Genomic DNA, 23,032 nt, shown 5'->3' on the forward strand with positions numbered 1-23,032 from the left:
TCGCGTTTATGCAGAACCTAGTTTTCTGCGGTGGGTGCATGTCCGATAGCGTACATTCAAATATTATGCGGCGTTTGGCCGGGCAGGCGACGTCAAAGGCCGGGATTTCTCCGCTGACGTCGTCGCGTGCGATGCGCCTCGCGCTTGCGAAATCGGCGCGTGACACGGTTGGTCTGGTGCTCAGCGTGACCAGCGTGATTGACGAAACAATGCCCATTGACGATGCGATTGGCGGTCTCGACGACGGTTTGATGTTAATCGGATTGCAGCGCGATGGCGCGGTTGTCGGTCTCGTCGCCGTTGATATGCAATTGCGCGCGGCCATTGTTGAAATGCAAACCATGCACTCTGTTTCAACGCAGCCTGCCAGCGCTCGAAAGCCAACCGTGACCGACATGGCGATGAATGAACCTGTGCTGCATCATCTTTTGGCAAGTTTGCCTAGCGCTATCGCCGGGACAAATTTTGACGGTTGGGCAGATGATCTTGTCGTGGCAGAACTGATTTCTGAGCCGCGTGCCGCCGCGCTTTTGCTGGACGAGGGGAATTATCGTTCGCTTCGTATGGAGGTCGATTTTGGTGTGGCAGAGCGGGCTGCCTCACTCACACTAATTTTGCCAGTTCTTGCCGCTGAGGAACCGGAGACTGTGCTCGAAGATCAGCCAGCCGACTGGGCGACAACATTTCGTGCAACAGTCCATGCCGCACCGACAGCTTTGGACGCCGTGCTGCACCGTTTTAAAATGTCGATTGGGCAGGTGGAATCACTGTCGGTAGGGCAGCTGGTTTCCCTTAGTGGGTGCACCGTGAATTCGGTAAAATTAGTAGCGCCTGGGGGGCAGCAGGTCGCAACAGCAAAACTGGGGCAAACCGGCGGTATGCGCGCCGTGCGCATCCAACAAGAGCTGATGCCGACCCTTTCAGAGCTCCCTTCCGGAGCGGAGAAAGCAGCGCTTGCTATTCAACAGGATAAAACAGCCCAATCCTCCGAGCCGCTAAGTGTGACATAGTGGTAGGATTGGGGTCTGCGCCAGTTTGGCGCAGATGCGATTTTTGGGCTTACGCGTCTGCAAGCGAATCCAACTGGCCGCGCATCCCCGCGAGGTCATACCCGGCAGAGGCCGTTGCTGCGATGATCGCATCGGTCGGCAAGACGCCCGCCTGAGACAACGACCAAACGATTGACGACCGGGTGCCAGACGCACAATAGGCCAAAGTCGGGCCTGATGACGTGTCCATCGCGGATTTTTGCGCGTCGACCATGGCCATATTCAGCGTTTGGTGCGTGACCGGATTGATCACGAACTGCAGGCCAGCAGCGGTCGCGGCGGCCTCAATCGCGGCAGCGCAGTGGCTGGGCGGGACTTCTGCATCCGGGCGATTGCAAATGATGGTGGTGAAACCGGCCTCAGCAATGGCCGGGATATCATTGATGTCGATTTGCGGTGAGACCGCATAGGTCGGGCTGATTTGTCTAATATCCATGGTGGTCTTTTAGCTGGGGCGAAGGCGTTGGTCTAGATGTGTCCGCAGCTTGGGGGCAAGCAGCATACCGATGATCATTGCCACGACGAAGGACAGGCCATGGACGCCACCAAAGCTGAGCGAAGCGATGGCCGGACCAGGGCACAAGCCGACCAGCCCCCAACCCATGCCAAATAGGGTGGAGCCGATGATAAGGTTGCGCCCGATTTCAGGCTTCGGAGGCGCAGGAAATGATGGCGCCAAGACAGGGCTGCGTTTTTTGCTGTACTGCCAAGCGATAGCCATTGGAACAATGGCCCCGCCCATGACAAAGGCAAGCGTCGGGTCCCATGCGCCAAAGACGTCAAGCCATCCTTGAACTTTTTCGGTGTTCGTCATGCCAGAAATAAGCAGCCCCAATCCGAAAATTGCACCGCTGATAAGAGAAACAAGCTGCCGCATTAGATAACTCCCAGAAGATGTTTGAAAATAAGGACGGTAAGGCCACCCGCACCAATGTAAAAACACGTCGCCACGATGCCCCGCAACGACAGGCGCGATATCCCGCAAACGCCGTGCCCAGAGGTGCAACCATTGGCCAGCCGCGTGCCAATGCCGACAAGCAGCCCGGCAGCAATGATGGCTATGTAGTTATCGGTCAGGTTGGTCTGAGCGCCACCCTGAAAGGCCGCAGCGATTGCGGGTGCGATTGCCAGCCCAGCAATGAAGAGCGCCCGTTCTTTCCAGTCGCTTTTTCCGCTACCATCGACAAGTCCGCCGATGATCCCGGATGCGCCCATGACACGGCCGTTGAAAAGCAGCAAGAGAGCTGCAGCAGTCCCAATTATGATTCCCCCAAAGAGGCCGAATATCCAGTCGACTTGCATCGTCATTCCTTTGATCAGCTTTATGCTGTTGCCCATGAGTTATTTTCCGCGCATTCGACACGTGTGAGTGTCGCAGGGACGCAACGCTAACTGTCGAGAAACGCAAAAAGACCTTTACATCGTTGGGCTTTGCATCTTTTTTGTACCGCTTAACATAGAGGCTTAATAATACATTTCAATATAGAAATGTATTATTTCTGACCGTAGAGTATTCCAATGAACGAAACGACGAAAATTTCACAAGAGAGCCCCGTTGATCCGATGGATGCAGCGGCTGCTGATGCGGCTGAATTATTAAAGGCGCTATCAAACCCTGGTCGCCTGCGCATATTATGCGCTTTGGTGCCGGGCGAATTAACCGTAGGAGAGCTGGAGGCCTCATTAGGGGCCAGCCAGTCATATGTCTCAGGGCAGTTACTACGGTTGCGAAATGAAGGCTTGGTCGCTTGTGAGCGACACGGACGCAGTATGCATTATCGGTTGTCGGATCCGCGCGTGCGCCCGATCCTCGAGAGAATCTATGAAATTTTCTGTCCAGATGGTGTGAAGTAGTTTGGGCAATTAGCCCAGCATCACCCCCACCACGACGGCCATGAGGCCGATCATCGAAATCAGCAAGGCAACAAGGTTAATCGGTAGAATGCGGGCCAACCGTGCGCGCATTTCTTCGTCAGACAATCCTGCGCGTTTGGCTTTGGTTACGGTGATGATGCTGTAGACGATCCCGCTTAGTCCGATCACCGACAAAGCTGCGCCAATCCAAACAACGATTTCCATTTCAGGTGTCTCCTTTAGTTAAGTCCGCCTAACGCGCGTGGGCAGCCCTTGCAAGGGTTGCAGCGATCCGGGGCAACGGCTAGGGAATGGCAAGCCTGTCAGGAGAGCATTCATGAACGATTCAGTTACCGATACCGTATCCAACGTTGCCGGCGAAGAGCTGCGCCAATTTGTAGAGCGTTACGAACGGCTTGAGGCTGAAAAGAAAGACATCGCAGACGCCCAAAAAGAAATCATGGCTGAAGCCAAAGGGCGCGGCTACGATACGAAGGTACTGCGCAAGATTGTCGCAATTCGCAAGCGCGATGCCAACGACGTCGCCGAAGAAGAAGCCGTCATGGATATGTATATGTCCGCAATGGGCATGTAACGTTTAGCTAAACGGCAAGAGCAATGTGACGCCGTCCATCTTTGCGATTTCTGCAATATCGGCGTCATAATTTTCGGTGAGGGTGGCGATCATCGCATCATCCGCTTCAAAGCGGTCAATCTCGGTGTCGTCGGCCCCCTCGACCGCGTAGTTTTCCCAACATTCTGCGATTAGGGTTTGGATGTCCTCGCTACGCATTCCCGGATCGTTTGTTAGTTCCTGCTCGAGCTGTGCAAACACTTTCGGGTCAATCAGGCCAGATAGCGGGGCGAGCGCATCAATGAGCGGCACGTCGTGTTTGAGTCCGGTGAAATGACGCAATAGCTCTGGCCAAACCAATGGGGTGTCTTCGCTGCACCACACCACAAGTTCGGCATCAGGCGCGCCGGCGTGAATGCGGCGCACGACATCGGCCCAGTCGATTTCTTCGGGGTGTGAGATACCCATGAATTCGGCCAGTGAAGCCGATTTAGGACGACTTAGCGCCTCTTGCAGAAATGTTGCCGGGTGGCTGAGACCAAAATAGAGCGTCAATTGATCGTCAGGGAATAGTCCGCGCAACGCGCGCGCTTTGGGCTCGGCCTGCGGATAGAACACGCCATGTTCAAAAATCCGGTTCGCCACACATATAAAATTTCCGTTGCACAGCAAAAGCCGCGTGATGTTGTCATCTTCGACAATGCTATCGAGCAAAATATCGCGTGTCCCCTCAGCGGGGGCTGCGCCATCCAAGCCTTGAATCGTTGTCCGTATGAGTGCGCGATATTTGCCTGGACCCGGTGCGACGATTCCGTGTTCGCTAAGGGTGCCTACGTTTTTTTGGGCTGACCGTAACAATTGGTCTTCGTCGTCACCATGAGCACCAATATGGTATGCAATTTGCATGCAGTTCAGCCTTTCGTCCAAGTCACTGCATCATAGTGGGATTTCTGGACAGTTAAACTGCTTTCCGGTAGTCGAAAATAATGACAGATAATACAAGCCAATCGGTTGTTTCACCTGCCAAACGGACGCGGATTTCCCCGTGGTCACTTGGTGCGATTTTGATCGCAATTGTCGTGCTGGTGCCGATCGTTGCAGTGGTGTGGTTCGCACTCACTCCAACAGAAAACATCTGGCCACATATGTTGCGCACGACCTTGCCGCGCTATCTGACGAATACCGCTATCCTGATGTTTAGCGTTGGCGCAATGACCGCAGTGATTGGTACGGTGACCGCATGGCTCGTCGTGATGTATGAGTTTCCGTTTCGCAAGATATTGCAATGGGCCTTGCTTATGCCGCTCGCGGTACCTGCATATGTTGGTGCCTATGCATTGGTTGATTTTCTTGAATATGCAGGGCCTGTACAAACCGCCATGCGCGAAGCCGCTGGCTGGACCAATGCCCGTGACTATTGGTTTCCAAATATCCGAACCCGTGGTGCTGCTGTAATCGTGCTTAGCGCTGCACTTTATCCTTATGTGTACCTCTTGGCGCGTGCCGCATTCCGCGAACAATCGGGTGCAGCCTATGAGGTCGCGCGCGCACTTGGGGCAGGGGCCTTTGCGCGTTTCTGGCGGGTTGGTTTACCTTTGGCGCGGCCGGCAATCGCGGCTGGCGTCGCTGTCGTGATGATGGAAACGGTAAATGACTTTGGCACGGTCGACTATTTTGCGGTTCAGACGCTGACGACCGGGATTTTTTCGGTCTGGTTGCAGGCCGGAAACCTAGGTGGTGCCGCGCAACTGGCGACCTGCGTCTTGGGCTTGGTGATCATTTTGGTCACGCTCGAAAAGGTCAGTCGACGCAAAAGCAAATTTTTTAGTTCTGCCCGCGGCCAACGACCTGTGGCGCCTGCAAAACTGATCGGCGCGCGCGCCTACGCTGTGACATGCGTTTGCGCCTTGCCCGTGTTGATCGGGTTCGTTTTGCCTGTGGCGGTCTTGCTGACGCATGCGTTTGATGCGCAAGAGTGGTTTGCCCCCGGTCTGCGCAAGGCCATCGTGCACACGATTACTGTCGGCTCAATTGCGGCCTGTCTAACGGTCTTGGGGGGATTGTTCATGGTCTATGGGGTGCGCCTATCGCGCAAACGCCTGCCAGCTTTGCTCATGCCTGTCACGGCCATCGGCTATGCCGCACCCGGCGCGGTGTTGGGGTTGGGGATTCTCGTACCCCTTGCGGCCTTTGATAACTTTCTCGCAGATCGCGTGGTCGCGTTGGGCATGCCTGATCCCGGTTTGATCTTTACGGGCAGCGCCGCCGCACTCACGTTGGCTTATGTCGTGCGGTTCTTTGCCATCGGCCAGGGGACAGCTGACGCGGCTTTGGGGCGTGTTTCGCCAAGCTTGCCGATGGCGGCGCGTTCATTGGGACGCAGCGCCGGAGGTACCCTCAGGGCAGTGCATTTGCCATTGGTCAAAGCGTCTATCGGCTCTGCGTTATTGTTGGTCTTTGTGGACTGCGTGAAAGAATTGCCTGCAACATTGCTGTTGCGGCCATTCAGCTACGACACGCTCGCGACTCGGGTGCACGCAAAAGCCTCGCTTGAGGACATCGCTGGCGCCGCGCCAGCCGCCTTAATGATCACCTTTGTTGGGCTCTTAGCCGTTAGTTTATTGGCCCGCGCGAACCGATGAAAAGTCCGAGGAAATTTTTTCTGCAGAAGATGCAAAAAGCCTCTTGCATTGCCGAATTTTCCCCTGCTATACGCCGCTCAGTCGATGAGACACAGCAGCAAGCTGCTGACCAGTGCCCCTATAGCTCAGCTGGTAGAGCAACTGATTTGTAATCAGTAGGTCCGCGGTTCGAGTCCGTGTGGGGGCACCATTTACAAGAAAATTTCGAGTGATTCAGCTGCCGGATATGTTGCTTTGAGTTGCAGGGTTGACGTGTCGAGCACCTTTTAACCGTTGTTCCGCGACGCTGTCATCGAGATTTATGCTAAGCCTCAGGTTGAATGTGTCCTGTTGTCGGTGGTAGGCGGGATCAAGGACTTGTGCGCGAAGTAGGCTTTATCTGGTTCGGATAGTTGCGTATGACCAGAATCGCGTAAAGAGGTGTTTGTGGTAATGAAAATCGAAGATTGGCCTATCCTGAAGAGCAGAGGGTTTCAGGCTCTCTATCAGTTTGATGCAACGAACGACGCCGCGACCTTTTTGGACGGCTCCACCGCTCATGAGGCGCGGGCGGATCAGACGTGGCAGCTGCTGCGCGCGGCGATGGGATTTGCCGATGCAAGCGCGGTCATTGTGCGCGGCGATCAGCAGACTTCGGTTGCGTCGCTGAAGGGCGGGTTGGTTTGTGAAGGCGAGAAATCCCTCAACATTGGTCTGTTCTTCCCAAAGCTTCGCGATCTTGACAGTGTCGCTCTTGAGGTACCCGAATTTTCCCCTCAAATCGAAGGCACTAGAATGCCGACGCTATGGGCGGTCTGTGAGCGGCTTGCGCGATGTGAAAGCGCGCGGACTCTTGTATTGCGCATTGCGGGGAGTGAGGTGGCTTTGCATGCAAAGCGCGGGCGGTTTGACCTTGTTTCAGGTGCCGATTCAAGTACTGCATTCACTGAGATGTTGAACAAGGCCATCGCTGCTGGCGAGGAGGTTGCTTACTCTCTTGGAGAGGGGAGGGAGGGCGACCCCAAAGGTGATCACGGGCTATCTATTCTGTTTGGGGAAGAAACAGGCCAAAACACATGGCAATTTGATCAGGGCGGCGAATTGGTTGGCTGTCCGAACGGCGCAAATATGTCTGACATCTCTAAGATGGTCGCCTTTCACGGGCGAATCGTTGCTGCGGTGCCCAAGGGAGTTTCTGCAACCGTAGAGGTGCGTTCCGACTCAAATGCCGTAGTTGTGAAAGCAGACGTGTCGCAGGCGGGCGAAGTCAAGGTTGCTTAATGGTGAGGAACTGTTAGTTTTTCCCCTATAATTACCTGCCTTGAGTCATAAAAGCGACTTAATCTAACGTCTTTCTTACGTTAAGGTCACCTGACCTTGTACGTGTTTACGATTACTTATCTGTGCTGGATAACAATATGTCTGTCCCTACCCAGGTGCCTGTGCACCGTCTTGCCGATCCTAAATTTCTTTTCTCTCGATCTCATGAGACCAAAGTTGCAATCGAGCAGCTGCGATCAATCACAGATCAGATGGAAAAGCTTGTTGTGCCTGACGCGGTCGACCGAACGCTTGATATGCAAAAGCGGTTGGCACGCTTCAAGACACGTATTTCGCTTGTCGGTCAGGTAAAGGCGGGCAAAACCGCGCTCGCCAATGCTGTGATTGGGCGTCCGGGGCTTTTGCCGTCGGACGTGAACCCCTGGACGTCGGTTGTTACCTCGCTACACGTGAACGCACACCGCCCCGCTGGAAAGGCGGCCATCTTTAAATTCTTTGACAAAGATGAGTGGGCGGACATGACCACCATGGGTGGCCGCTTGGGCGAAATCGCCGCGCGCACAAATTTCGAAGATGAAGCCGAAGAAATGCGCGAGCAGGTCCGCGAGCTTCAGGCACGAGCTAAGGCGCGCCTTGGCGTGAATTTTAAGCTCTTGTTGGGCAACACCCACAGCTTTGACGAATTCGACGACGGACTGGTCAAACGCTACGTTTGCCTTGGCGACGATGAGGAAACTGGAAACGGGGCTGGTGGGCGCTTTGCCGATTTGACCAAAACCGCTGACCTTTACTTGGATGAGCCCGCATTGCCGCTGGCGGCTGTTGTGCGTGACACGCCGGGCGTGAACGATCCGTTTCTGGTGCGTGAGGCCGTTACACTGAACAACCTTGCGGATTCTGACATTTGCGTCATTGTCCTGAGCGCACATCAGGCGCTTAGCACCGTTGATATTGGCTTGATCAATATCATTATGGGGCTCCAGCACGAGCAGATCATTTTGTTTGTGAACCGTGTAGACGAACTGGACGAACCACATCGCCAAATCGGTGAAATCGAGACCTATATCCGTCAGACACTGAAGGCACAGAAGCTCCCGCTTGATATCCCGATTGTCTTTGGCAGCGCCCAGTGGGGCGAGGCCGCAATCGCTGGGGATTTGGGCGTGTTGTCTGAGCGTAGCCGCACCGCCTATGAGCAATTGCAGAAGGCGCGCGCACAAGATGTGAATGTCATGCCGCTGACCGAAGGAATCGGCGCAGTTTCAAATGACTTGTCAGGCATTTCAAAGCTGCTGAAGGTGATCGACGACAAAGCAGCGCAAGATGTCAGTTGGCCATTCCTTGAAAGCATGCGCGATGAGTGCCTTGATCTGGTCAACCAATCAATCGTTCTGTTGCAGGACGCGGTAGATGATCAGTCTTCAGCACGTTCCGCCATGTCGGCAGCAGAGGTCGCGACGCGCATCTCGGAAATCGTATCAAAATTGAACGACGATTATGATGCGCTGACACAAAATTCGTTGAAGGTGACAACATTTGCGATGTCAGATGTCTACCGTTCATTCATTCTGAACGGCAAACGTGATCTGGAAAAGGCTATCGACAAGGGCAAGGGGCTCAAGCAGTGGTCGCCAGATACCGAAACACTGCGCCGCGAATTGATCAGCGCTTACAATGACTTCTCGAACAAGTGCACTGCGCGATTGGGGCAGATTTTGCAGGATGCTGCCGATAGCATAGCCGCGCTTTACGCGGATGTGCTTGACCGTGAAGCGAGCCTGTTTCCAGTGGTTGGTCCGTCGATTGGGCGTCCGAAAACTCCTGTATTCTTGATGCAGACTATGACGATTGACGTGAGCGCGGGCTGGCTTGGCCGTTTGATGAGCAAACAGCGCAAGAAAACGACCGCGCTGACAAATTTCGAAGCCGTCGCGACAGAGGAAATGGCGCGCACGATTCAAGATTTGCAGCAAGACTATATTCAAGATTTCGCAACGCAAACGCGCGTAGAATTGCAGGGTTTTGTAAACGAACATATCAAAACACTACGTAATCTTGCGGCTCCGGTGGATGCGCCTGAGGTAACGCAAATGCGTCAGTCTTTTGGCTTGGAAAACGAAATCAGTCACCGGATCGCAGCGCTTGATCGCATTCGCGATACGTTGGGTGGGGTAACGCCAGACGATCTGGGCAGCGGTTCAATTGCGGTAAGTGCAAGATAAGATGAACGAAATTGTCTCAAGAAACGCGACTGCGGTCTTGGCTGGCTGGTCAGCCGCAAAGCCCGCATTTGCCCTGATGGGTGAATACAGCGCGGGTAAATCTTCGCTGCTGAACATGTTGCTGGGTCAACCTCTCTTGCCGACAAAGGTGACGGCGACGCATTTGCCGACGGTGTGGATCACCCATGGCGAAGCGCGCAAGCTCGAGGCGTTGGATCACGATGGGACCGTCACTGAAATTTCCGAAGACGGATTGGATTTCGGCACGCTCGACGGCTATGTCGCGCTGCGCTTTACGCTTCCTTCTGAGATTTTGCGGGGTGGCGATGTTATTGATACACCGGGCATTTCTGATCCTAATCTTGCAATCGATGTTGTCGGATTGATCAGTGCGCATGTTGATTTTGTGATCTGGTGTTCGGCGGCCAATCAGGCGTGGCGCCAGACCGAGAAGGCCGCATGGAAAACGGTCCCTCGCGAGCTGCAAGACCAGAGTCTTTTGGTTGTGACTCGGGTCGATCAGATCGGTAACGCCAAAGATGTTGGGCGCGTGATTTCGCGTTGTGAACGCGAAGCTGGCAAGTTCTTTCATTCTGTGCTGCCGATATCTGCAAAATTGGCCCGCTCGGGTGCTGAAGGCAGTTGGCAAGAAAGTGGCGCGGAAACGCTAATGTCCGCGATCGAAGCACGTGTCGATGCCGCCAAATCTTATCGCGCGGAACGGCGCGAGCGCGAAGGCGACCCGCAGGTTGAAGAAGCACCTGAAGTGTTCGAAGTACCAATCGAAGAAGTCGTTGTTGCGGCAGAAAATACGCCGGACGAAACAGCTGAAATTATTGATATTTCGGCACGGATTGCGGACTTGGAAAATGCGTTAGCTGATGTTAAAAATGAAACGTCAAATGACCAAGTTTTCGCCTTATTCGACCATCTAAAAACCACCTTTCGGGGTGATTCACAGGCATCCGACTCGCACGCTGACGTTATCGTGAACCTATTGTCAGTGCGCGGCTCAAACGACATGAACCTACCCGCGGTAATCGAACAGGTCCGAAATGAAATTAAAGACTTTTCTGAAGGACCTTGGTGCCGGTTGGACAGGGTCAGCTAAGTCCGATCCCAATGAGGAAACGGAAAACGAATTGGGGGAGCTGGAACAGCCAGAGCCTCCCAAACCAGACGGGACTACTCCCGAACAGACTGTAACTAGTAAGGAAAAAAACATGTCTACAGATATCTCAGGTCTTACCTCCATCGGTGGCTTCATTGGCGCTTGTCTTGTTGACAGTGAAACTGGCCTGATGATGGCGTCCGAAGGTGGCGGCAAACTGGACCTCGAAGCTGCAGGTGCAGCAAACACTGAAGTTGTAAAAGCAAAGCTTTCTGCAATTGAAATGCTGGGTCTTGATGACTCGATCGACGACATCCTGATCACCCTGGGCAAGCAGTTCCACCTGATCCGCCCATTGGAAAAGACACCAACAGTCTTCTTGTATGTTGCACTGGACAAAAAAGCAGCCAACCTGGGTATGGCACGCGTGCAAGTTAAGAAAGTTGAGCAAACGCTCTCTATCTAAACTTGGATTTTTGCGACGCCCTGTTGGGGCGTCGCATTCCTTCTGCGGGTTGTCCCGCCACTCTTTCAACAATCTTAGCTGAGTGAACTGAGACGCAGACGCGCCTCAGCTTTTTGCGTTTATAGGGAAAGGGTCTTTTCGACGCTTTTGACCTGAACGCGCGCCATGCCAAGATTTGCAGATTTCTTGTCGAGCGCGACATAGAGAAAGATTGTCGGTGTTTGTTCTAGTGGTCTGATCAAGTGGAACTGCTTGCCCAGTGTAATCAGAATGTCATCAATGTGATCATCAAGCCCTAGCATTTCGATGGCAGAAAGCTTGGCCTTAACCACTTCGGTATTCGCTGCGCCGGCGGCTTCGAGATCGAGCTTACCGCCACCTTCTGATGCCATCATCAGGCCGGTTTCACTGTCAACAAGACAGGCACCGATAAAGCCGGTGATATCGGTAAGTTTCGAGATGTCGACATTTGCCATAGGGGCTCCTTTCAGATGTTAGTCTTTCGTTTGGGTCCTGAGGTTGGGGTTATTTGCGGGTTGGGGGAGAGCTCGCTGCAAGCTCGGTCAGGGTTTGGGATAATTCGTCAATTATCCCGCCGAGCCGATCAACACGCAGCTTGATTTCCTTTTCCATGCCAAGCACTTGTAGGGCTTCTGCCCGCTGTTCTTCGTCGTTTAGCATGGCAATATTGCGTAGGCCGTTGATGTGGTCCTCGAAGAAGCCATTGATCAACATACTATTTTCGGCCGCAAGATCAGCGATGTAGGATGCTTCGAGATCCTCGAGCGTCTGGCGCTTTTCTGCAGCAACCAATTGTCTGAGCTTGCGAATATATGACGGGCGTTTCGCGCGCTGCGTGATCCAGTCCTTTAGCCAGTTTGATGTAATGTCCAAGGGCATGGTGCGCGTCAGGCATGCCGGATTGCGCGGCGTATGCGATTCAACCGGCTCGACCGAGATGATTTTGACGGCGTTGTTCAGTGCGTCATTGTAAATCTGCTGCACATCCTCGGCGACACGGGCCATGATTTCATTGACCTTGTTAGGGGCAGTTTCGGCAAAGTGACCGTAGTTCAAAATCAACGAGCGACGTAGTTTTTCGATTTGGGGCACCCAGCGGGCGACGCTCTTGTGAGTTTCTAGCTCATGTTCCAAGGCAGCCTGTTCTCGATCAGCAAACAGTTGATAGGCATTGCTCATCTTATCGACCATTTCTGTGGCCGCAGCCTTGATCGCATCCGCGCATTCGGTTTGCACCTGCTCTTGCATCTCCTCAAGTGTCTTAATGGCGGCATTGATGTCATAATCGGGCGGGGTGACCCAATTGGTATCATCAACCTGTTCCAAGAACATTTGGGACGTCCGCGCAATGTCGAGCGCACGCCGCGCGACGCTGGACAGATGCGGTAGCGAGATATCCTGAAGGCTTTTGGTTTCGATCAGCTTGCGTAGCTCAAACAGCCCCGAAAGGTCTTTGGTCTTGGACAGCGTATGTTCTGCACTTCCAAGCGGCATGGCGTGGGTGTCGTCATGCGGTTCGCTTGTGCGCTTTGAAACAAGTTCTGAAAGGCTTTCGATCGAGGTTTCCGAAACGTCACTGGGGACTCCGAACGCAGCCATTTCAGCCCAAGCAGCGCTGCCAAACACGATCGGTACATCAGTTGGTAGGTCTTCTTGGCGCAGCACCTCGCGAATGTAGCTATCAATTTCGGGGATTTGCTCGGCGGGGTTGCTGAGCTGATCGACGCGGTTCACGAAGAATATGACGCGGCTTTTGTTCATTGACCGTACGGTGCGCAAAAGCGCCACGTCGACGGTACTAAACGATTGCTGTGCCCCCAGCACGAGGATGCAGATGTCCGTTTCTTCAAGGCTGTTCAGCGTCACAGCCTCGCGCAGCAAGAACGGATCGTTGACCCCAGGCGTGTCGTGAATGATCGTTGGCACGCGATAAGTTGCGCTGTCGATGTAGATATCTGCGGATTTCGTCACATCGGCATAGCGCCCTTCGGAGGCTGTTCCGTCATCTTCGTCGCCTAGGCAGACGTATTTGCGCAGCATTTCAGATGAAAACCCCAAGAAACTGTGCTTGCTGCCCATGAGCATCGAAAAGTTGTGCCCCAGTCGCAATTCGGTACGGCGCTGCATTTCACTGATCTGCGCCTGCATTTCCTCGACTTCGTCGCTAAACCCGCTGCGGTTAGCGATCTCGCCCAAGGTGCCACCGGTTTCGACCATGTTCAGCCATTCTTGGGTGGTGAAAAAGTTAAAGACGGCGGTCTTGCCCGCTGGTTTCGGGGTGTTGATGTGCACGGACGTCACCACCGAGGTCCACGGGTTCACGTCCGAGGGCAACATTTCGGGTTTACCAATGAGCGCATTGGTAAGAGCGGTTTTTCCCGCTTTGACCTGTCCAATCAGTGAAACATTAATGGAAAAGTTGTCCAATTCGTTGATAAGCGACACCACCCGGTCATGCGACAGCAGCGCAACCGTTTCGCGTAGGCGCAGTAGCACATCGCCAAGAATTTCGCGGTTTTTGTCGAATTGCAGCTTTTTGTAGCTATCGTTCGAAGGTTCGCCCAGTTGCGATTCGGACATGCCTTCGGACAAGCTGGATTTCAGCAAATATTCGTTAGTAGATTGGATTGCTTGCGAAACTTCGACAGGAACCACCGACGTACCTCACTAGTGAAAAGGCGCGTATCTATAAGAATAGGCAAGATAACGCTAAGGTTGTAATGATGTATTTTTATTCGCGCACAGATTGGGGGTTGTGGCAATAAGTTTTTCGATGAAATGAAGTAAATGTTACGTCATTTCATGCGCGGCGGTTCGAAATCCGGCTTCTAAAGCTTAGATGTGATCAGGCGAATAAGCAGCGGTGAGCGGCTAAGCTTGGGTTTCTTGCCACTGGCCGTTTTCGATACCATCCAGTGTCCAACTGCCAACACGCCAGCGCACAAGTCGCAAGGTTGGAAACCCTATATGTGCTGTCATACGACGAACCTGTCGATTGCGGCCTTCGCTGATTGTGATTTCAATCCAACTGTCAGGAACTGATTTGCGGAACCGAACCGGCGGGTCGCGGTCCCATAGTGGTGGAGGCGAAATCAGTCGCACTTTGGCCGGTCGTGTTGGCCCATCTTTAAGGGTGACACCATCTCGCAGCGGTTGCAGATCTTTGTCTGTGGGCGCGCCTTCGACTTGGACATAATATGACTTGCTCAGCTTATGCTTTGGATTAGAGATTTTCGCCTGTAGCTTGCCGTCATCAGTCAAGACCAACAAACCCTCGCTATCCCGATCCAAACGCCCGGCAGGGTAGACACCCGGCACATCAATATAGGCCGACAGGGTCGGGCGCGGTGATGGGCTGCGCTGGTCGGTGTATTGTGACAGCACGCCAAAGGGTTTGTTGAACAAGATTACTTTTGCCATGTGCTTCCCTATCGCGGATATGGCGCATTGGTCCATGCTGATTGGAAAAATTGTCTGTGTATCATTTTTTATCTTGTATCGAATCTGATGTTGCCCCAAATGGCGATTCATAGACGCCAACGCACGCGCCTCTGGCCGGTGACAGTCAACGCACACGTGTTTACGTAGCGACGGTAACGTCTCCCCTTGAACTATCGGTCTGATCGCACGTGCGAGATGGCCGGGTCTTTTGGAGATGACCCATGACTGTACACTTCGCTGACGCTGCGGCGTCATTCCCTGTTGTTGCATCATCCCGTTTGGATAGTTTTGTTGCAGCGCGTCAATTTGATAAGCCAACACTCGTAATGGATCTGGACCTTGTGTCGCGGCAGTATCGCGCGCTCAAGGCAGGTTTGGGCCGGGCTGACATCCACTACGCGGTCAAAGCAAACCCAGCGCCGCAAGTCATCGCACGGCTGGTTGACCTTGGTTCGCACTTTGACGCGGCATCGCGCGCCGAAATCGCGCTCTGCCTTGAGCAAGGCGCCGAGGCGGCGGATATTTCCTTTGGTAACACCATCAAGCGTCCATCAGATATTGCGTGGGCCTACAAGCAAGGTATCCGCCTTTTCGCGGCAGACGCACAGCAAGAGCTGGAAAAGATCGCGGCACATGCGCCCGGCGCAGAGGTCTATATTCGCCTGATCGTCGAGGTTTCTCAGGCGGATTGGCCATTGTCACGTAAATTCGGCTGCGACCGCACTATGGCGCTCGCGCTATTGGACGAGGCAAAGCGTCTGGGCCTACGCCCTGTCGGTTTCTCGTTCCACGTTGGATCGCAAACGCGTCGTGCAGAGATGTGGCAGCCGAACCTTGATGTCATGGCGGGCATTTGGCGTGCGGCAAAAGATGCGGGGCATGATCTGTCGCTTATTAATATTGGTGGCGGTTTCCCTGCTTTCTATGGCGAGGCGATTGACGCGCCGACAGCATATGCCGCGAAGGTCATGCAGATGGTCGAGGCACGTTTTGAAGGCGCGCGTAAAATCATGGCGGAGCCTGGTCGCGGTATGGTCGCAGAGGCAGGTGTGATTGTTGCCGAAGTCATGCTGGTGTCGCGCAAGTCAGAACGGGATATGCACCGCTGGGTTTATCTGGATATCGGTCGCTTTTCAGGTCTGGCTGAAACCGAAGGCGAGGCAATTCGCTACCAGTTTGAAACGGCCCGCGATACGGACCCTTGCGGACCATGTATTGTAGCTGGCCCCAGCTGTGACAGCGCGGATGTGCTTTATGAAAAACGTCCGATGCAACTGCCGCTAACACTGCAAGCTGGTGATCGGGTCTTGATCCGGAACACAGGCGCGTACACGTCGACTTACTCGTCGGTTTGTTTCAACGGCTTTCCTCCGCTTGATGTGGTGGTAATCTAATCGCTTAGCGGCACATTGTATACGACGGTGTGCCGCTAAACTTTTGTTATAAAACGAAATTCTTTACAGGTTCCTGAAATTCGTTAACCTTTGCCCCATGATTGAGCGAGGGGCAGGCTATGGCACCTATTTGTGATCATCCGTTGCGGTTTGCCTTGGCAAATGAATTACACGCACGACCATTTCCGGCGATGCAAGCACCGGGGCGCGCGGCCTTTCTGGCTCTCAAGCCCCGCCAGAATGCAGCAGGTCGGGATCGGGCCGCTGATATGCGACATTTGACGGATCTACTGGATCGGTTTGCTGCCCCTCATCCTGAACCTGATGCAACGCATTACTTTGGCCAGATCGGAAAGCTCCAGATCAAATGGGAAAGCCACACAGAGTTTGTGACTTACACCATTATGGGCGAGGGGGCGGCAGATACCCCGTTTGACGCCGGGACATTCGCAGTGTTTCCCGACGATTGGCTAAGTTCTGCGCCCGGTGACAGGATTACCTCTGCTCTGATCCGTGTCGAGATTGGCGAGGATGATCAAGAAATCTCAGCCAAGACCCGTGATTGGTTTGTTCCTGAAAGTGTCGCGATTAGCCGTGTGCTTGATGATGATCTGGTTATTGCCGGAGACTTTCGAATTGATCTGGCTGGGCACATGCGGTTTGCGGTCTTTGCCAGGCCAAAAGTTGGGGTGCGCCGGATCGGGCGGGTTGTTCAGCGCTTGTGCGAGATCGAAACATACAAAGCGATGTCGATGCTGGGGCTCACACGCGCGCGGGCACTTGGGCCGCAAATGGGGCAAATCGACAAAACGCTGTCACAGCTGATTGCTGATATGCGCGGGATGATGCCGGAACCGGACGCGCAACTTCATGCGTTGCTCGAGGTCTCAGCAGAGCTTGAAAGCATCGCGGCCCAATCGTCATTTCGTTTTGGTGCAACAGGGGCTTATGAGACAATCGTAAACCAGCGCATTCATGTCCTGCGCGAGGAAAGGTTCGGTGGTCGCCAGACTTTTGGCGAATTTATGATGCGCCGATATGACCCCGCAATGCGGACGGTAAAGTCGACGCAAGCACGTTTACAGTCGATGTCAGAGCGTGCCTTGCGGGCGGGCGATCTATTGCGCACGCGCGTTGATGTTGAACGCTCTGCGCAGAACCAAGCACTACTGCGCAGTATGGATCGGCGAGCCGATTTACAGCTACGTTTGCAACATACCGTCGAGGGACTGTCGATCGTCGCGATTAGCTACTACGCGCTGAATTTGGTGCTCTATGTGCTTGGGCCACTTCAATACCAATTTGATATCAGTAAATCCGTGATCGCTGCGTTGGCCACGCCTGTCGTGGTCGGGGCCGTGTGGTATATGTTGCGGCGTATCCGCAAACACATGCAGTAGGGGACTTGTCAGGTTCACCGCGACCAGTCACCATGCCTCTCTGAGGGAGGCAAGAATGAAATATATGCTGGCGGCAGTTTGGGTAACGCTTGGCGTCGCCGTCGATGCGCAGGTCTTGCCATCACCGGTGACAGACGCCGATTATGTTTCCGTGAACATGCAAGAGGCGAAGCTAGGCCATCTCTTGTTCTATGACCCTATTCTGTCAGGCAATCGCGAGGTGGCATGTGCAACCTGCCATCACCCTGCATTTGGCACGAGCGACGGTGTGTCGCTTGGGATTGGGGATGGTGGTATTGGTTTAGGGGATCAGCGGGTGGCGGACCCCAGCAACATGCCAGAGCAGCGGATACCGCGAAATGCGCCCGCGCTTTTTAATCTCGGGGCACATGAATTCACACGGTTGTTTCATGACGGCCGGATTGAGATCGACCCGAACCGTCCCGGCGGCATTCGCACGCCACTTGATGCGGATATGGTCGCCGGATTTGCGTCTCTGCTATCTGCACAAACGATGTTTCCCGTGCTCAGCGGCGATGAAATGGCGGGTCATTATAGCGAGAATGATGTTGCTCAAGCTGTCAGGCGCGGTGTTTTGACGGGGGAAGGTGGCGCATGGGATATTATCTCGGGCCGGGTGGCTGATATTCCCGCGTATGAACAGGCATTTATCGCGACCTATGATCACATCGATCGGGCAGAGCAAATCGGTTTTACCGATATTTCCAATGCAATCGCCGCTTTTATGGTCTTTGAATGGCGGTCGGATACATCTGTTTTTGATGCTGTCTTGCGTGGGGAGGCGACCCTTGAGGGGGAAGCAGCGGATGGCATGGATTTGTTTTACGGGGCTGCGGGATGTGCTGGATGTCACGCGGGTCCATTTCTGACAGATCACGATTTTCACCCGATGGGCAGCCCGCAGATCGGACCGGGCAAGGCCGCACGCTTTGAAAACCATGCGCGTGATGAGGGGCGGTTTCGTGTGACGGGCAACCCGCGTGACCTATACGCGTTTCGAACGCCTAGTTTGCGCAATGTCACCCTAACATCACCCTATGGGCACGCAGGGGCATATTCTGACTTGCGCGCGTTTATTGTTGCGCATCTTGATCCGGTTTCAGCCCTGCAAACTTATGATTTGGGTAAGGCTGTTCTGCCAGACTTGCCCGTGGATGACAGGCGCGAAGACTATGCACCCATTGCGCAAGTTGCGCATCGCGCAGGTCCGCCATTGTCAGAAACCGAAGTGGATGCGCTATTGGCCTTCTTGGACAGTTTGACCGATCCTGTCGCAAGGGTGGGGCGCTTGGGTGTGCCGGATGCGGTGCCTAGTGGGCTTGCCGTGCCGCGGCTGGATTAGGATATTTCTGTGATGACTTGATCGGTGAGTGCGGATAGGGCCAGCGCCGTTGCGCCCCGCGCCCAGATAAGATCACCCCAGGCATGGGTTTCCACACCGCACGCAGAACGCCCATTATTCAACGTCAGCCGATGCATTTCAGAGATGACTTCTTCTGCGTATAGATAGTCATACTGCATCCGCTCACCTGAAATAATGATAAGGGCCGGATCAAAGAGCTGCACAACATTTGCCAACCCGACAGACAGATATCGCCCGGCACGTCGAAAAATCGTTTGCGCGGATTCATTGCCGGATTTGGCCTGTGCAAAAAGCGCATCAAGCAGCGCCTTCGGGCTGAGCCTTTCGCTGGGTGGGTGGTGCAGGGCGGTCGCTGCTTCTCGGGCAAGGGCGTAATCAGCAAGATAGGCCTCAAGGCAACCGCGCTGTCCGCATCGACAAAGGGCGCCATCAAGCTGGACCTTGGTATGCCCAAGTTCAAGCCCCATACCGCGCGCACCACGATAGAGCCTGTTGTCGATCACCAGCCCCATCCCGACACCATGTTCAATCGTGACAACGGCAAAGTCAGACTTGGCACGCCCGGCCCCAAACCAGAGTTCGGCCAACGTCAGCATATTCGCGTCATTGTCGAGGTAGAGGCGAAGCCCAAAGCGCTCTTCGAAATGTGCTGCAAAATCGCTATCGCGCAGAGCGAGGAGTGGTGACCAAGGCACGGTGCCGGACTGATGGTCCACGATGCCGGACATGCCGATCCCCACGGCAGCGATATCTGTTTGCGATTTCTTGGCGATATTCAGCACCATTTCGATAAGCGTGCCGACCTCGCTGAGAATTTCATCCAGAGACTTTGGGTGCGGTGGGGTGCTTAGCGTTGCTGTGCCCAGCGTATTGCCTGCAAAATCGGTAAGCACTGCTGAATGCATTTCTTCGGAAAGCTTTATCCCGATCACAAAATATGTGTCAGCGACCACCTCGAGAGCGACGGCGGGGCGACCGCGGCCCGCCTCGCGTGGGATCGTTTCCACTTCACGCAAGAGACCTGCTTGGATCAGGTCTGCCGTCAACGCAGTGGCTGAACCTGCGCTGATCCCCAGCATACGGGTTGTTTCTGTGCGGGTCGCGCGACCGGCCGCGCGCACGTGTTCAAATATCTGTTGCCGCATCGGTTTGGCGTTTGCTGATCCGGTTGGCAGCAGTGGCCCACAACCCGGCCGAGGCTGGGAATCGTCGTCTGTGCTTGGGGTCAACATATTTCGATACCTGAATTATATATGTAAGATTGCCATCGCGATACTGGCAGTTCCTGCCGTTATAGGGCCTCATTTCAAGAAATAATACGAAAATATGCTATTTTTATTTCGACTAGTGAATTTAATTTGACATCGTATGTGACGCGCTTCACAACATGCGTGCAATAACTGAGCGAGGGGGTGTGCCGCATGTATATCGGGTTGGATCTTGGGACTTCGGGTCTCAAGGCGGTGTTAATTGACGATACGCAAAAGATCTTGGCCGAGGCGACAGCCCCGCTTGAGGCAGTACGCCCAGAACCCGGCTGGTCTGAGCAGGCCCCTGCGACATGGCTGGATGCTGCTGATGCTGCAATGACCGCGTTGAAAAACCAAATGTCGCTCGATGCAGTGCGCGGGATCGGTTTGTCCGGGCAAATGCATGGTGCGACATTGCTGGACGCAGCGGATGAAATTCTACGCCCCTGTATTTTGTGGAACGACACGCGGTCAGCCGTCGAGGCGGCCGAGTTGGATGCCAATCCGCAGTTTCGTGAACTGACAGGTAACATCGTATTTCCGGGCTTTACTGCGCCAAAGTTACTTTGGGTCGCTCGTAATGAACCCGAAGTCTTTGCCAAGGTCAAAAAGGTCCTTCTTCCAAAGGACTATCTGCGCCTGTGGCTTACCGGCGAGGCCGTTGCGGAAATGTCTGATGCGGCGGGCACCAGTTGGTTGGATGTCGCAAAGCGTGATTGGTCTGATGAGCTGCTGGCTGCAACGGGGCTTTCACGTGAACATATGCCACGCCTTGTCGAAGGCTCCGAAGTTTCCGGCACGTTGCGGGCAGAACTGGCGTCGCGCTGGGGGCTGTCTACGAATGTGGTCGTTGCCGGGGGCGGTGGCGACAACGCGGCAAGCGCGGTTGGCGTTGGCGTGGTAAAGGCAGGGGACGCCTTTGTATCACTCGGTACATCGGGCGTGCTGTTTGCGGCGTCTGACGCCTATCAGCCCGATGCCGCAACCGCAGTACACACGTTTTGTCATGCTTTGCCTGATACTTGGCACCAGATGGGTGTCATCCTCGCTGCGGCTGATGCGCTCAATTGGTATTCAAAATCCGTGGGGCAACCGGCAGCATCCCTGACCAGCGCGCTGGGCAATTTACGCGCGCCGGAGCGGACATTGTTCCTACCGTATTTGGGCGGAGAGCGGACCCCGCATAACGACGCGAAAATTCGTGGGGCGTTCTTACATTTGGACCACGCGACCGATCAGGCGGCGATGACGCGCGCAGTGCTCGAAGGGGTGACCTTTGCGTTGCGCGACAACTACGATGCGCTGACGTCGACCGGGACGCAGATCAACCGCTTAATTGCGGTGGGTGGCGGTTCTAAATCTGACTATTGGGTGCAAGCGATTGCGACCAGCCTTGGCATCCCAGTTGAACTCCCTGTTGCTGGCGATTTTGGTGGTGCCTTTGGTGCTGCCCGGCTTGGCCTGATGGCGGCGACTGGCGCAGGTGTCGATGTTGCCACGACCCCAGAAATTGCCCGCACAATTGAACCCGTTCACAGCTTGACCAGCAGCTTTACCGAAGCACACGCGCGTTACCGTGCCAGCTATGATGCATTGAAAGGACTGTCATGACCGATTTCTTCAAAGACATACCGACCATCAAATTCGAAGGCCCGCAAACAGACAATGAATTTGCCTTTAGGCATTATGACCCCGACGAAATCGTCATGGGCAAACCGATGAAGGATCATCTGCGCTTTGCTGCAGCCTATTGGCATTCTTTTGCATGGCCCGGTGGCGATCCTTTTGGTGGGCAGACCTTTGAACGCCCATGGCTTAGCGACACGATGGCCGCCGCGAAGCTAAAGGCAGACGTTGCGTTTGAGATGTTCCAAATTCTCGGTGTTCCTTATTTCTGCTTCCACGACGCAGATGTTCGCCCCGAAGGAAACAGCTTTGCTGAGAACACAAAGAACCTCGAGGAAATCGTTGATTACTTTGCTGAAAAGATGGATGCATCTGGCGTAAAACTGTTGTGGGGCACGGCTAATCTGTTCTCGCATCGCCGCTTTATGGCGGGTGCCGCGACAAATCCTGACCCAGATGTTTTTGCCTTTTCGGCGGCGACAATCAAAACCTGTATGGATGCGACGATCAAACTAGGTGGCGAAAACTACGTTCTGTGGGGTGGCCGCGAAGGTTACGAAACATTGTTGAACACCGACATGGGACGGGAGCGCCAGCAGGCGGGACGCATGTTGGAAATGGTCGTCGATTACAAGCACAAGACCGGGTTCAAAGGGACCATTCTGATCGAGCCAAAACCACAAGAGCCAACCAAACATCAGTATGATTACGATGTGGCTACGGTCTATGGTTTCCTTAAGGATTTTGGTCTCGAGAACGAAGTGAAGGTAAATATCGAACAGGGCCATGCAATTCTGGCGGGGCACACGTTTGAACATGAACTGGCGTTGGCCCGTGAATTGGGCATCTTTGGGTCGATTGATATGAACCGGAATGATTACCAATCCGGTTGGGATACAGATCAATTCCCAAACAATGTTCCAGAGATGACCTTGGCCTATTACGAGGTTCTGCGCGCAGGCGGTTTCACCACAGGCGGCACCAACTTTGATGCCAAGCTGCGCCGTCAGTCGCTTGATCCTGAGGATCTGATCTTGGGGCATGTTGGTGGCATGGACGCATGTGCTGCGGGGCTAAAGGCCGCTGCTGCAATGCTAGAGGATGGTAAGTTAGAAGAAGCTCGTAACGCACGCTACGCCGGATGGGATAGTGATGCGGCCCAAGCGATGCTGAAAAGCGATCTTGATGCAATTACCGCCCGTGTCGCCGCGGATGACATCAATCCTGCGCCGCGTTCGGGGCGTCAGGAGCGTCTCGAAAACTTGGTCAACCGATACCTCTAAAGTAGGTGTGGAAATCTGGTGCTTGCCCCTTTGGGGCAGGCTGCCTAACCTGTGC

At 54.3% G+C, this 23,032-nt stretch carries 22 protein-coding genes and 1 tRNA gene; 14 read left to right on the plus strand and 9 right to left on the minus strand.

Features of this window, described 5'->3' with window-relative positions; translation table 11 throughout:
- Positions 1 to 38 precede the first annotated feature (38 nt).
- Positions 39 to 1,010: a FliM/FliN family flagellar motor C-terminal domain-containing protein gene (locus TW80_RS03000; protein ID WP_162197148.1), complete on the plus strand. Its 972-nt coding sequence runs from the start codon at positions 39 to 41 to the stop codon at positions 1,008 to 1,010.
- A 49-nt stretch (positions 1,011 to 1,059) separates the two neighbouring features.
- Here the strand turns inward: TW80_RS03000 and TW80_RS03005 are convergent, their stop codons facing one another.
- The 3 genes from TW80_RS03005 to TW80_RS03015 are packed head-to-tail and all read right to left on the minus strand — an operon-like array spanning position 1,060 to position 2,351.
- Positions 1,060 to 1,485, minus strand: a complete 426-nt coding sequence (locus TW80_RS03005) for a TIGR01244 family sulfur transferase (protein WP_045995865.1) — start codon at positions 1,483 to 1,485, stop codon at positions 1,060 to 1,062.
- A gap of 9 nt (positions 1,486 to 1,494) precedes the next feature.
- Positions 1,495 to 1,926, minus strand: a complete 432-nt coding sequence (locus tag TW80_RS03010) for a YeeE/YedE family protein (protein ID WP_045995866.1) — start codon at positions 1,924 to 1,926, stop codon at positions 1,495 to 1,497.
- Positions 1,926 to 2,351, minus strand: coding sequence for a YeeE/YedE family protein (locus TW80_RS03015; protein WP_045996972.1), 426 nt, complete (start codon positions 2,349 to 2,351; stop codon positions 1,926 to 1,928). Before TW80_RS03015 ends, TW80_RS03010 begins: the two co-directional genes overlap by 1 nt.
- A 216-nt stretch (positions 2,352 to 2,567) precedes the next feature.
- Here TW80_RS03015 and TW80_RS03020 point away from each other — a divergent pair, with 216 nt between their 5' ends.
- Positions 2,568 to 2,903, plus strand: a complete 336-nt coding sequence (locus TW80_RS03020) for an ArsR/SmtB family transcription factor (protein WP_045995867.1) — start codon at positions 2,568 to 2,570, stop codon at positions 2,901 to 2,903.
- Between the two features lie 9 nt (positions 2,904 to 2,912).
- On the opposite strand, the gene TW80_RS03025 is transcribed toward TW80_RS03020, so the two are convergent.
- Positions 2,913 to 3,128 (minus strand): hypothetical protein, encoded by a 216-nt coding sequence (locus TW80_RS03025; protein WP_045995868.1) that lies wholly within the window; start codon positions 3,126 to 3,128, stop codon positions 2,913 to 2,915.
- Positions 3,129 to 3,240: 112 nt separating this feature from the next.
- Between TW80_RS03025 and TW80_RS03030 the strand changes: the two genes are divergently transcribed.
- On the plus strand, positions 3,241 to 3,498 hold the full coding sequence (locus tag TW80_RS03030; protein WP_045995869.1) for a DUF2312 domain-containing protein: 258 nt from the start codon (positions 3,241 to 3,243) through the stop codon (positions 3,496 to 3,498).
- A 3-nt stretch (positions 3,499 to 3,501) separates the two neighbouring features.
- Here TW80_RS03030 and TW80_RS03035 read toward each other — a convergent pair whose 3' ends face one another.
- Complete coding sequence (locus tag TW80_RS03035) at positions 3,502 to 4,383, minus strand: hypothetical protein (protein WP_045995870.1); 882 nt, start codon at positions 4,381 to 4,383, stop codon at positions 3,502 to 3,504.
- 80 nt (positions 4,384 to 4,463) lie between these two features.
- Here TW80_RS03035 and TW80_RS03040 point away from each other — a divergent pair, with 80 nt between their 5' ends.
- The 6 genes from TW80_RS03040 to TW80_RS03065 all read left to right on the plus strand — a co-directional run bounded on the left by TW80_RS03040 (position 4,464) and on the right by TW80_RS03065 (position 11,178).
- Positions 4,464 to 6,119: an ABC transporter permease gene (locus TW80_RS03040; RefSeq protein WP_045995871.1), complete on the plus strand. Its 1,656-nt coding sequence runs from the start codon at positions 4,464 to 4,466 to the stop codon at positions 6,117 to 6,119.
- 114 nt (positions 6,120 to 6,233) lie between these two features.
- Positions 6,234 to 6,309 (plus strand) — tRNA-Thr (locus tag TW80_RS03045).
- A gap of 242 nt (positions 6,310 to 6,551) precedes the next feature.
- Positions 6,552 to 7,379 carry a hypothetical protein gene (locus tag TW80_RS03050; protein WP_045995872.1) on the plus strand — a complete coding sequence of 276 codons (828 nt, stop codon included), beginning with the start codon at positions 6,552 to 6,554 and terminating at the stop codon, positions 7,377 to 7,379.
- Positions 7,380 to 7,516: 137 nt separating this feature from the next.
- Positions 7,517 to 9,601: a dynamin family protein gene (locus tag TW80_RS17565; protein ID WP_052700873.1), complete on the plus strand. Its 2,085-nt coding sequence runs from the start codon at positions 7,517 to 7,519 to the stop codon at positions 9,599 to 9,601.
- 1 nt (position 9,602) lies between these two features.
- Positions 9,603 to 10,712, plus strand: a complete 1,110-nt coding sequence (locus TW80_RS17570) for a dynamin family protein (RefSeq protein ID WP_052700874.1) — start codon at positions 9,603 to 9,605, stop codon at positions 10,710 to 10,712.
- A gap of 112 nt (positions 10,713 to 10,824) precedes the next feature.
- A complete protein-coding gene (locus TW80_RS03065) occupies positions 10,825 to 11,178 on the plus strand; it encodes a hypothetical protein (protein ID WP_045995873.1) in 354 nt (117 codons plus the stop codon).
- 119 nt (positions 11,179 to 11,297) lie between these two features.
- Here the strand turns inward: TW80_RS03065 and TW80_RS03070 are convergent, their stop codons facing one another.
- The 3 genes from TW80_RS03070 to TW80_RS03080 all read right to left on the minus strand — a co-directional run bounded on the left by TW80_RS03070 (position 11,298) and on the right by TW80_RS03080 (position 14,619).
- Positions 11,298 to 11,654, minus strand: a complete 357-nt coding sequence (locus tag TW80_RS03070; protein ID WP_045995874.1) for a hypothetical protein — start codon at positions 11,652 to 11,654, stop codon at positions 11,298 to 11,300.
- Positions 11,655 to 11,703: 49 nt separating this feature from the next.
- Complete coding sequence (locus TW80_RS17575; protein ID WP_157033198.1) at positions 11,704 to 13,854, minus strand: dynamin family protein; 2,151 nt, start codon at positions 13,852 to 13,854, stop codon at positions 11,704 to 11,706.
- Between the two features lie 216 nt (positions 13,855 to 14,070).
- Positions 14,071 to 14,619, minus strand: coding sequence for a pseudouridine synthase (locus TW80_RS03080; protein WP_045995875.1), 549 nt, complete (start codon positions 14,617 to 14,619; stop codon positions 14,071 to 14,073).
- A gap of 242 nt (positions 14,620 to 14,861) precedes the next feature.
- Here TW80_RS03080 and TW80_RS03085 point away from each other — a divergent pair, with 242 nt between their 5' ends.
- The 3 genes from TW80_RS03085 (at position 14,862) to TW80_RS03095 (ending at position 18,797) form a co-directional block, all read left to right on the plus strand.
- Positions 14,862 to 16,034 (plus strand): type III PLP-dependent enzyme, encoded by a 1,173-nt coding sequence (locus TW80_RS03085; RefSeq protein ID WP_045995876.1) that lies wholly within the window; start codon positions 14,862 to 14,864, stop codon positions 16,032 to 16,034.
- 119 nt (positions 16,035 to 16,153) lie between these two features.
- Complete coding sequence (locus TW80_RS03090) at positions 16,154 to 17,434, plus strand: DUF3422 family protein (RefSeq protein ID WP_045995877.1); 1,281 nt, start codon at positions 16,154 to 16,156, stop codon at positions 17,432 to 17,434.
- Positions 17,435 to 17,489: 55 nt separating this feature from the next.
- Entirely contained in the window at positions 17,490 to 18,797 is a 1,308-nt protein-coding gene (locus TW80_RS03095; protein ID WP_045995878.1) for a cytochrome-c peroxidase, read from the plus strand.
- On the opposite strand, the gene TW80_RS03100 is transcribed toward TW80_RS03095, so the two are convergent.
- Positions 18,794 to 20,050, minus strand: a complete 1,257-nt coding sequence (locus tag TW80_RS03100) for an ROK family transcriptional regulator (RefSeq protein ID WP_045995879.1) — start codon at positions 20,048 to 20,050, stop codon at positions 18,794 to 18,796. The two genes, TW80_RS03095 and TW80_RS03100, sit on opposite strands and share 4 nt — an antisense overlap.
- A 189-nt stretch (positions 20,051 to 20,239) precedes the next feature.
- On the opposite strand from TW80_RS03100, the gene xylB reads away from it, so the two are divergent.
- A complete protein-coding gene (gene xylB, locus TW80_RS03105) occupies positions 20,240 to 21,679 on the plus strand; it encodes a xylulokinase (RefSeq protein ID WP_045995880.1) in 1,440 nt (479 codons plus the stop codon).
- On the plus strand, positions 21,676 to 22,977 hold the full coding sequence (gene xylA / locus TW80_RS03110) for a xylose isomerase (RefSeq protein ID WP_045995881.1): 1,302 nt from the start codon (positions 21,676 to 21,678) through the stop codon (positions 22,975 to 22,977). Before xylB ends, xylA begins: the two co-directional genes overlap by 4 nt.
- The last annotated feature ends 55 nt before the right edge of the window (positions 22,978 to 23,032 follow it).

Origin of the sequence: Loktanella sp. S4079 (assembly GCF_000967725.1) — a bacterium.
Lineage (GTDB): Bacteria > Pseudomonadota > Alphaproteobacteria > Rhodobacterales > Rhodobacteraceae > Yoonia.

Excerpts from the sequence above, each read along its gene's own strand:
- TW80_RS03080 (WP_045995875.1), bottom strand. The coding sequence starts at position 14,619 with ATGGCAAAAGTAATCTTGTTCAACAAACCCTTTGGCGTGCTGTCACAA.
- TW80_RS17565 (WP_052700873.1), top strand. The coding sequence starts at position 7,517 with ATGTCTGTCCCTACCCAGGTGCCTGTGCACCGTCTTGCCGATCCTAAA.
- TW80_RS03070 (WP_045995874.1), bottom strand. The coding sequence starts at position 11,654 with ATGGCAAATGTCGACATCTCGAAACTTACCGATATCACCGGCTTTATC.
- TW80_RS03025 (WP_045995868.1), bottom strand. The coding sequence starts at position 3,128 with ATGGAAATCGTTGTTTGGATTGGCGCAGCTTTGTCGGTGATCGGACTA.
- xylB (WP_045995880.1), top strand. The coding sequence starts at position 20,240 with ATGTATATCGGGTTGGATCTTGGGACTTCGGGTCTCAAGGCGGTGTTA.
- TW80_RS03095 (WP_045995878.1), top strand. The coding sequence starts at position 17,490 with ATGAAATATATGCTGGCGGCAGTTTGGGTAACGCTTGGCGTCGCCGTC.
- TW80_RS03050 (WP_045995872.1), top strand. The coding sequence starts at position 6,552 with ATGAAAATCGAAGATTGGCCTATCCTGAAGAGCAGAGGGTTTCAGGCT.
- TW80_RS03085 (WP_045995876.1), top strand. The coding sequence starts at position 14,862 with ATGACTGTACACTTCGCTGACGCTGCGGCGTCATTCCCTGTTGTTGCA.
- TW80_RS03005 (WP_045995865.1), bottom strand. The coding sequence starts at position 1,485 with ATGGATATTAGACAAATCAGCCCGACCTATGCGGTCTCACCGCAAATC.
- TW80_RS03100 (WP_045995879.1), bottom strand. The coding sequence starts at position 20,050 with ATGTTGACCCCAAGCACAGACGACGATTCCCAGCCTCGGCCGGGTTGT.
- TW80_RS17570 (WP_052700874.1), top strand. The coding sequence starts at position 9,603 with ATGAACGAAATTGTCTCAAGAAACGCGACTGCGGTCTTGGCTGGCTGG.
- TW80_RS03030 (WP_045995869.1), top strand. The coding sequence starts at position 3,241 with ATGAACGATTCAGTTACCGATACCGTATCCAACGTTGCCGGCGAAGAG.
- TW80_RS03065 (WP_045995873.1), top strand. The coding sequence starts at position 10,825 with ATGTCTACAGATATCTCAGGTCTTACCTCCATCGGTGGCTTCATTGGC.
- TW80_RS03035 (WP_045995870.1), bottom strand. The coding sequence starts at position 4,383 with ATGCAAATTGCATACCATATTGGTGCTCATGGTGACGACGAAGACCAA.
- TW80_RS03000 (WP_162197148.1), top strand. The coding sequence starts at position 39 with ATGTCCGATAGCGTACATTCAAATATTATGCGGCGTTTGGCCGGGCAG.
- TW80_RS03040 (WP_045995871.1), top strand. The coding sequence starts at position 4,464 with ATGACAGATAATACAAGCCAATCGGTTGTTTCACCTGCCAAACGGACG.
- TW80_RS03015 (WP_045996972.1), bottom strand. The coding sequence starts at position 2,351 with ATGCAAGTCGACTGGATATTCGGCCTCTTTGGGGGAATCATAATTGGG.
- TW80_RS03090 (WP_045995877.1), top strand. The coding sequence starts at position 16,154 with ATGGCACCTATTTGTGATCATCCGTTGCGGTTTGCCTTGGCAAATGAA.
- TW80_RS03020 (WP_045995867.1), top strand. The coding sequence starts at position 2,568 with ATGAACGAAACGACGAAAATTTCACAAGAGAGCCCCGTTGATCCGATG.
- xylA (WP_045995881.1), top strand. The coding sequence starts at position 21,676 with ATGACCGATTTCTTCAAAGACATACCGACCATCAAATTCGAAGGCCCG.
- TW80_RS03010 (WP_045995866.1), bottom strand. The coding sequence starts at position 1,926 with ATGCGGCAGCTTGTTTCTCTTATCAGCGGTGCAATTTTCGGATTGGGG.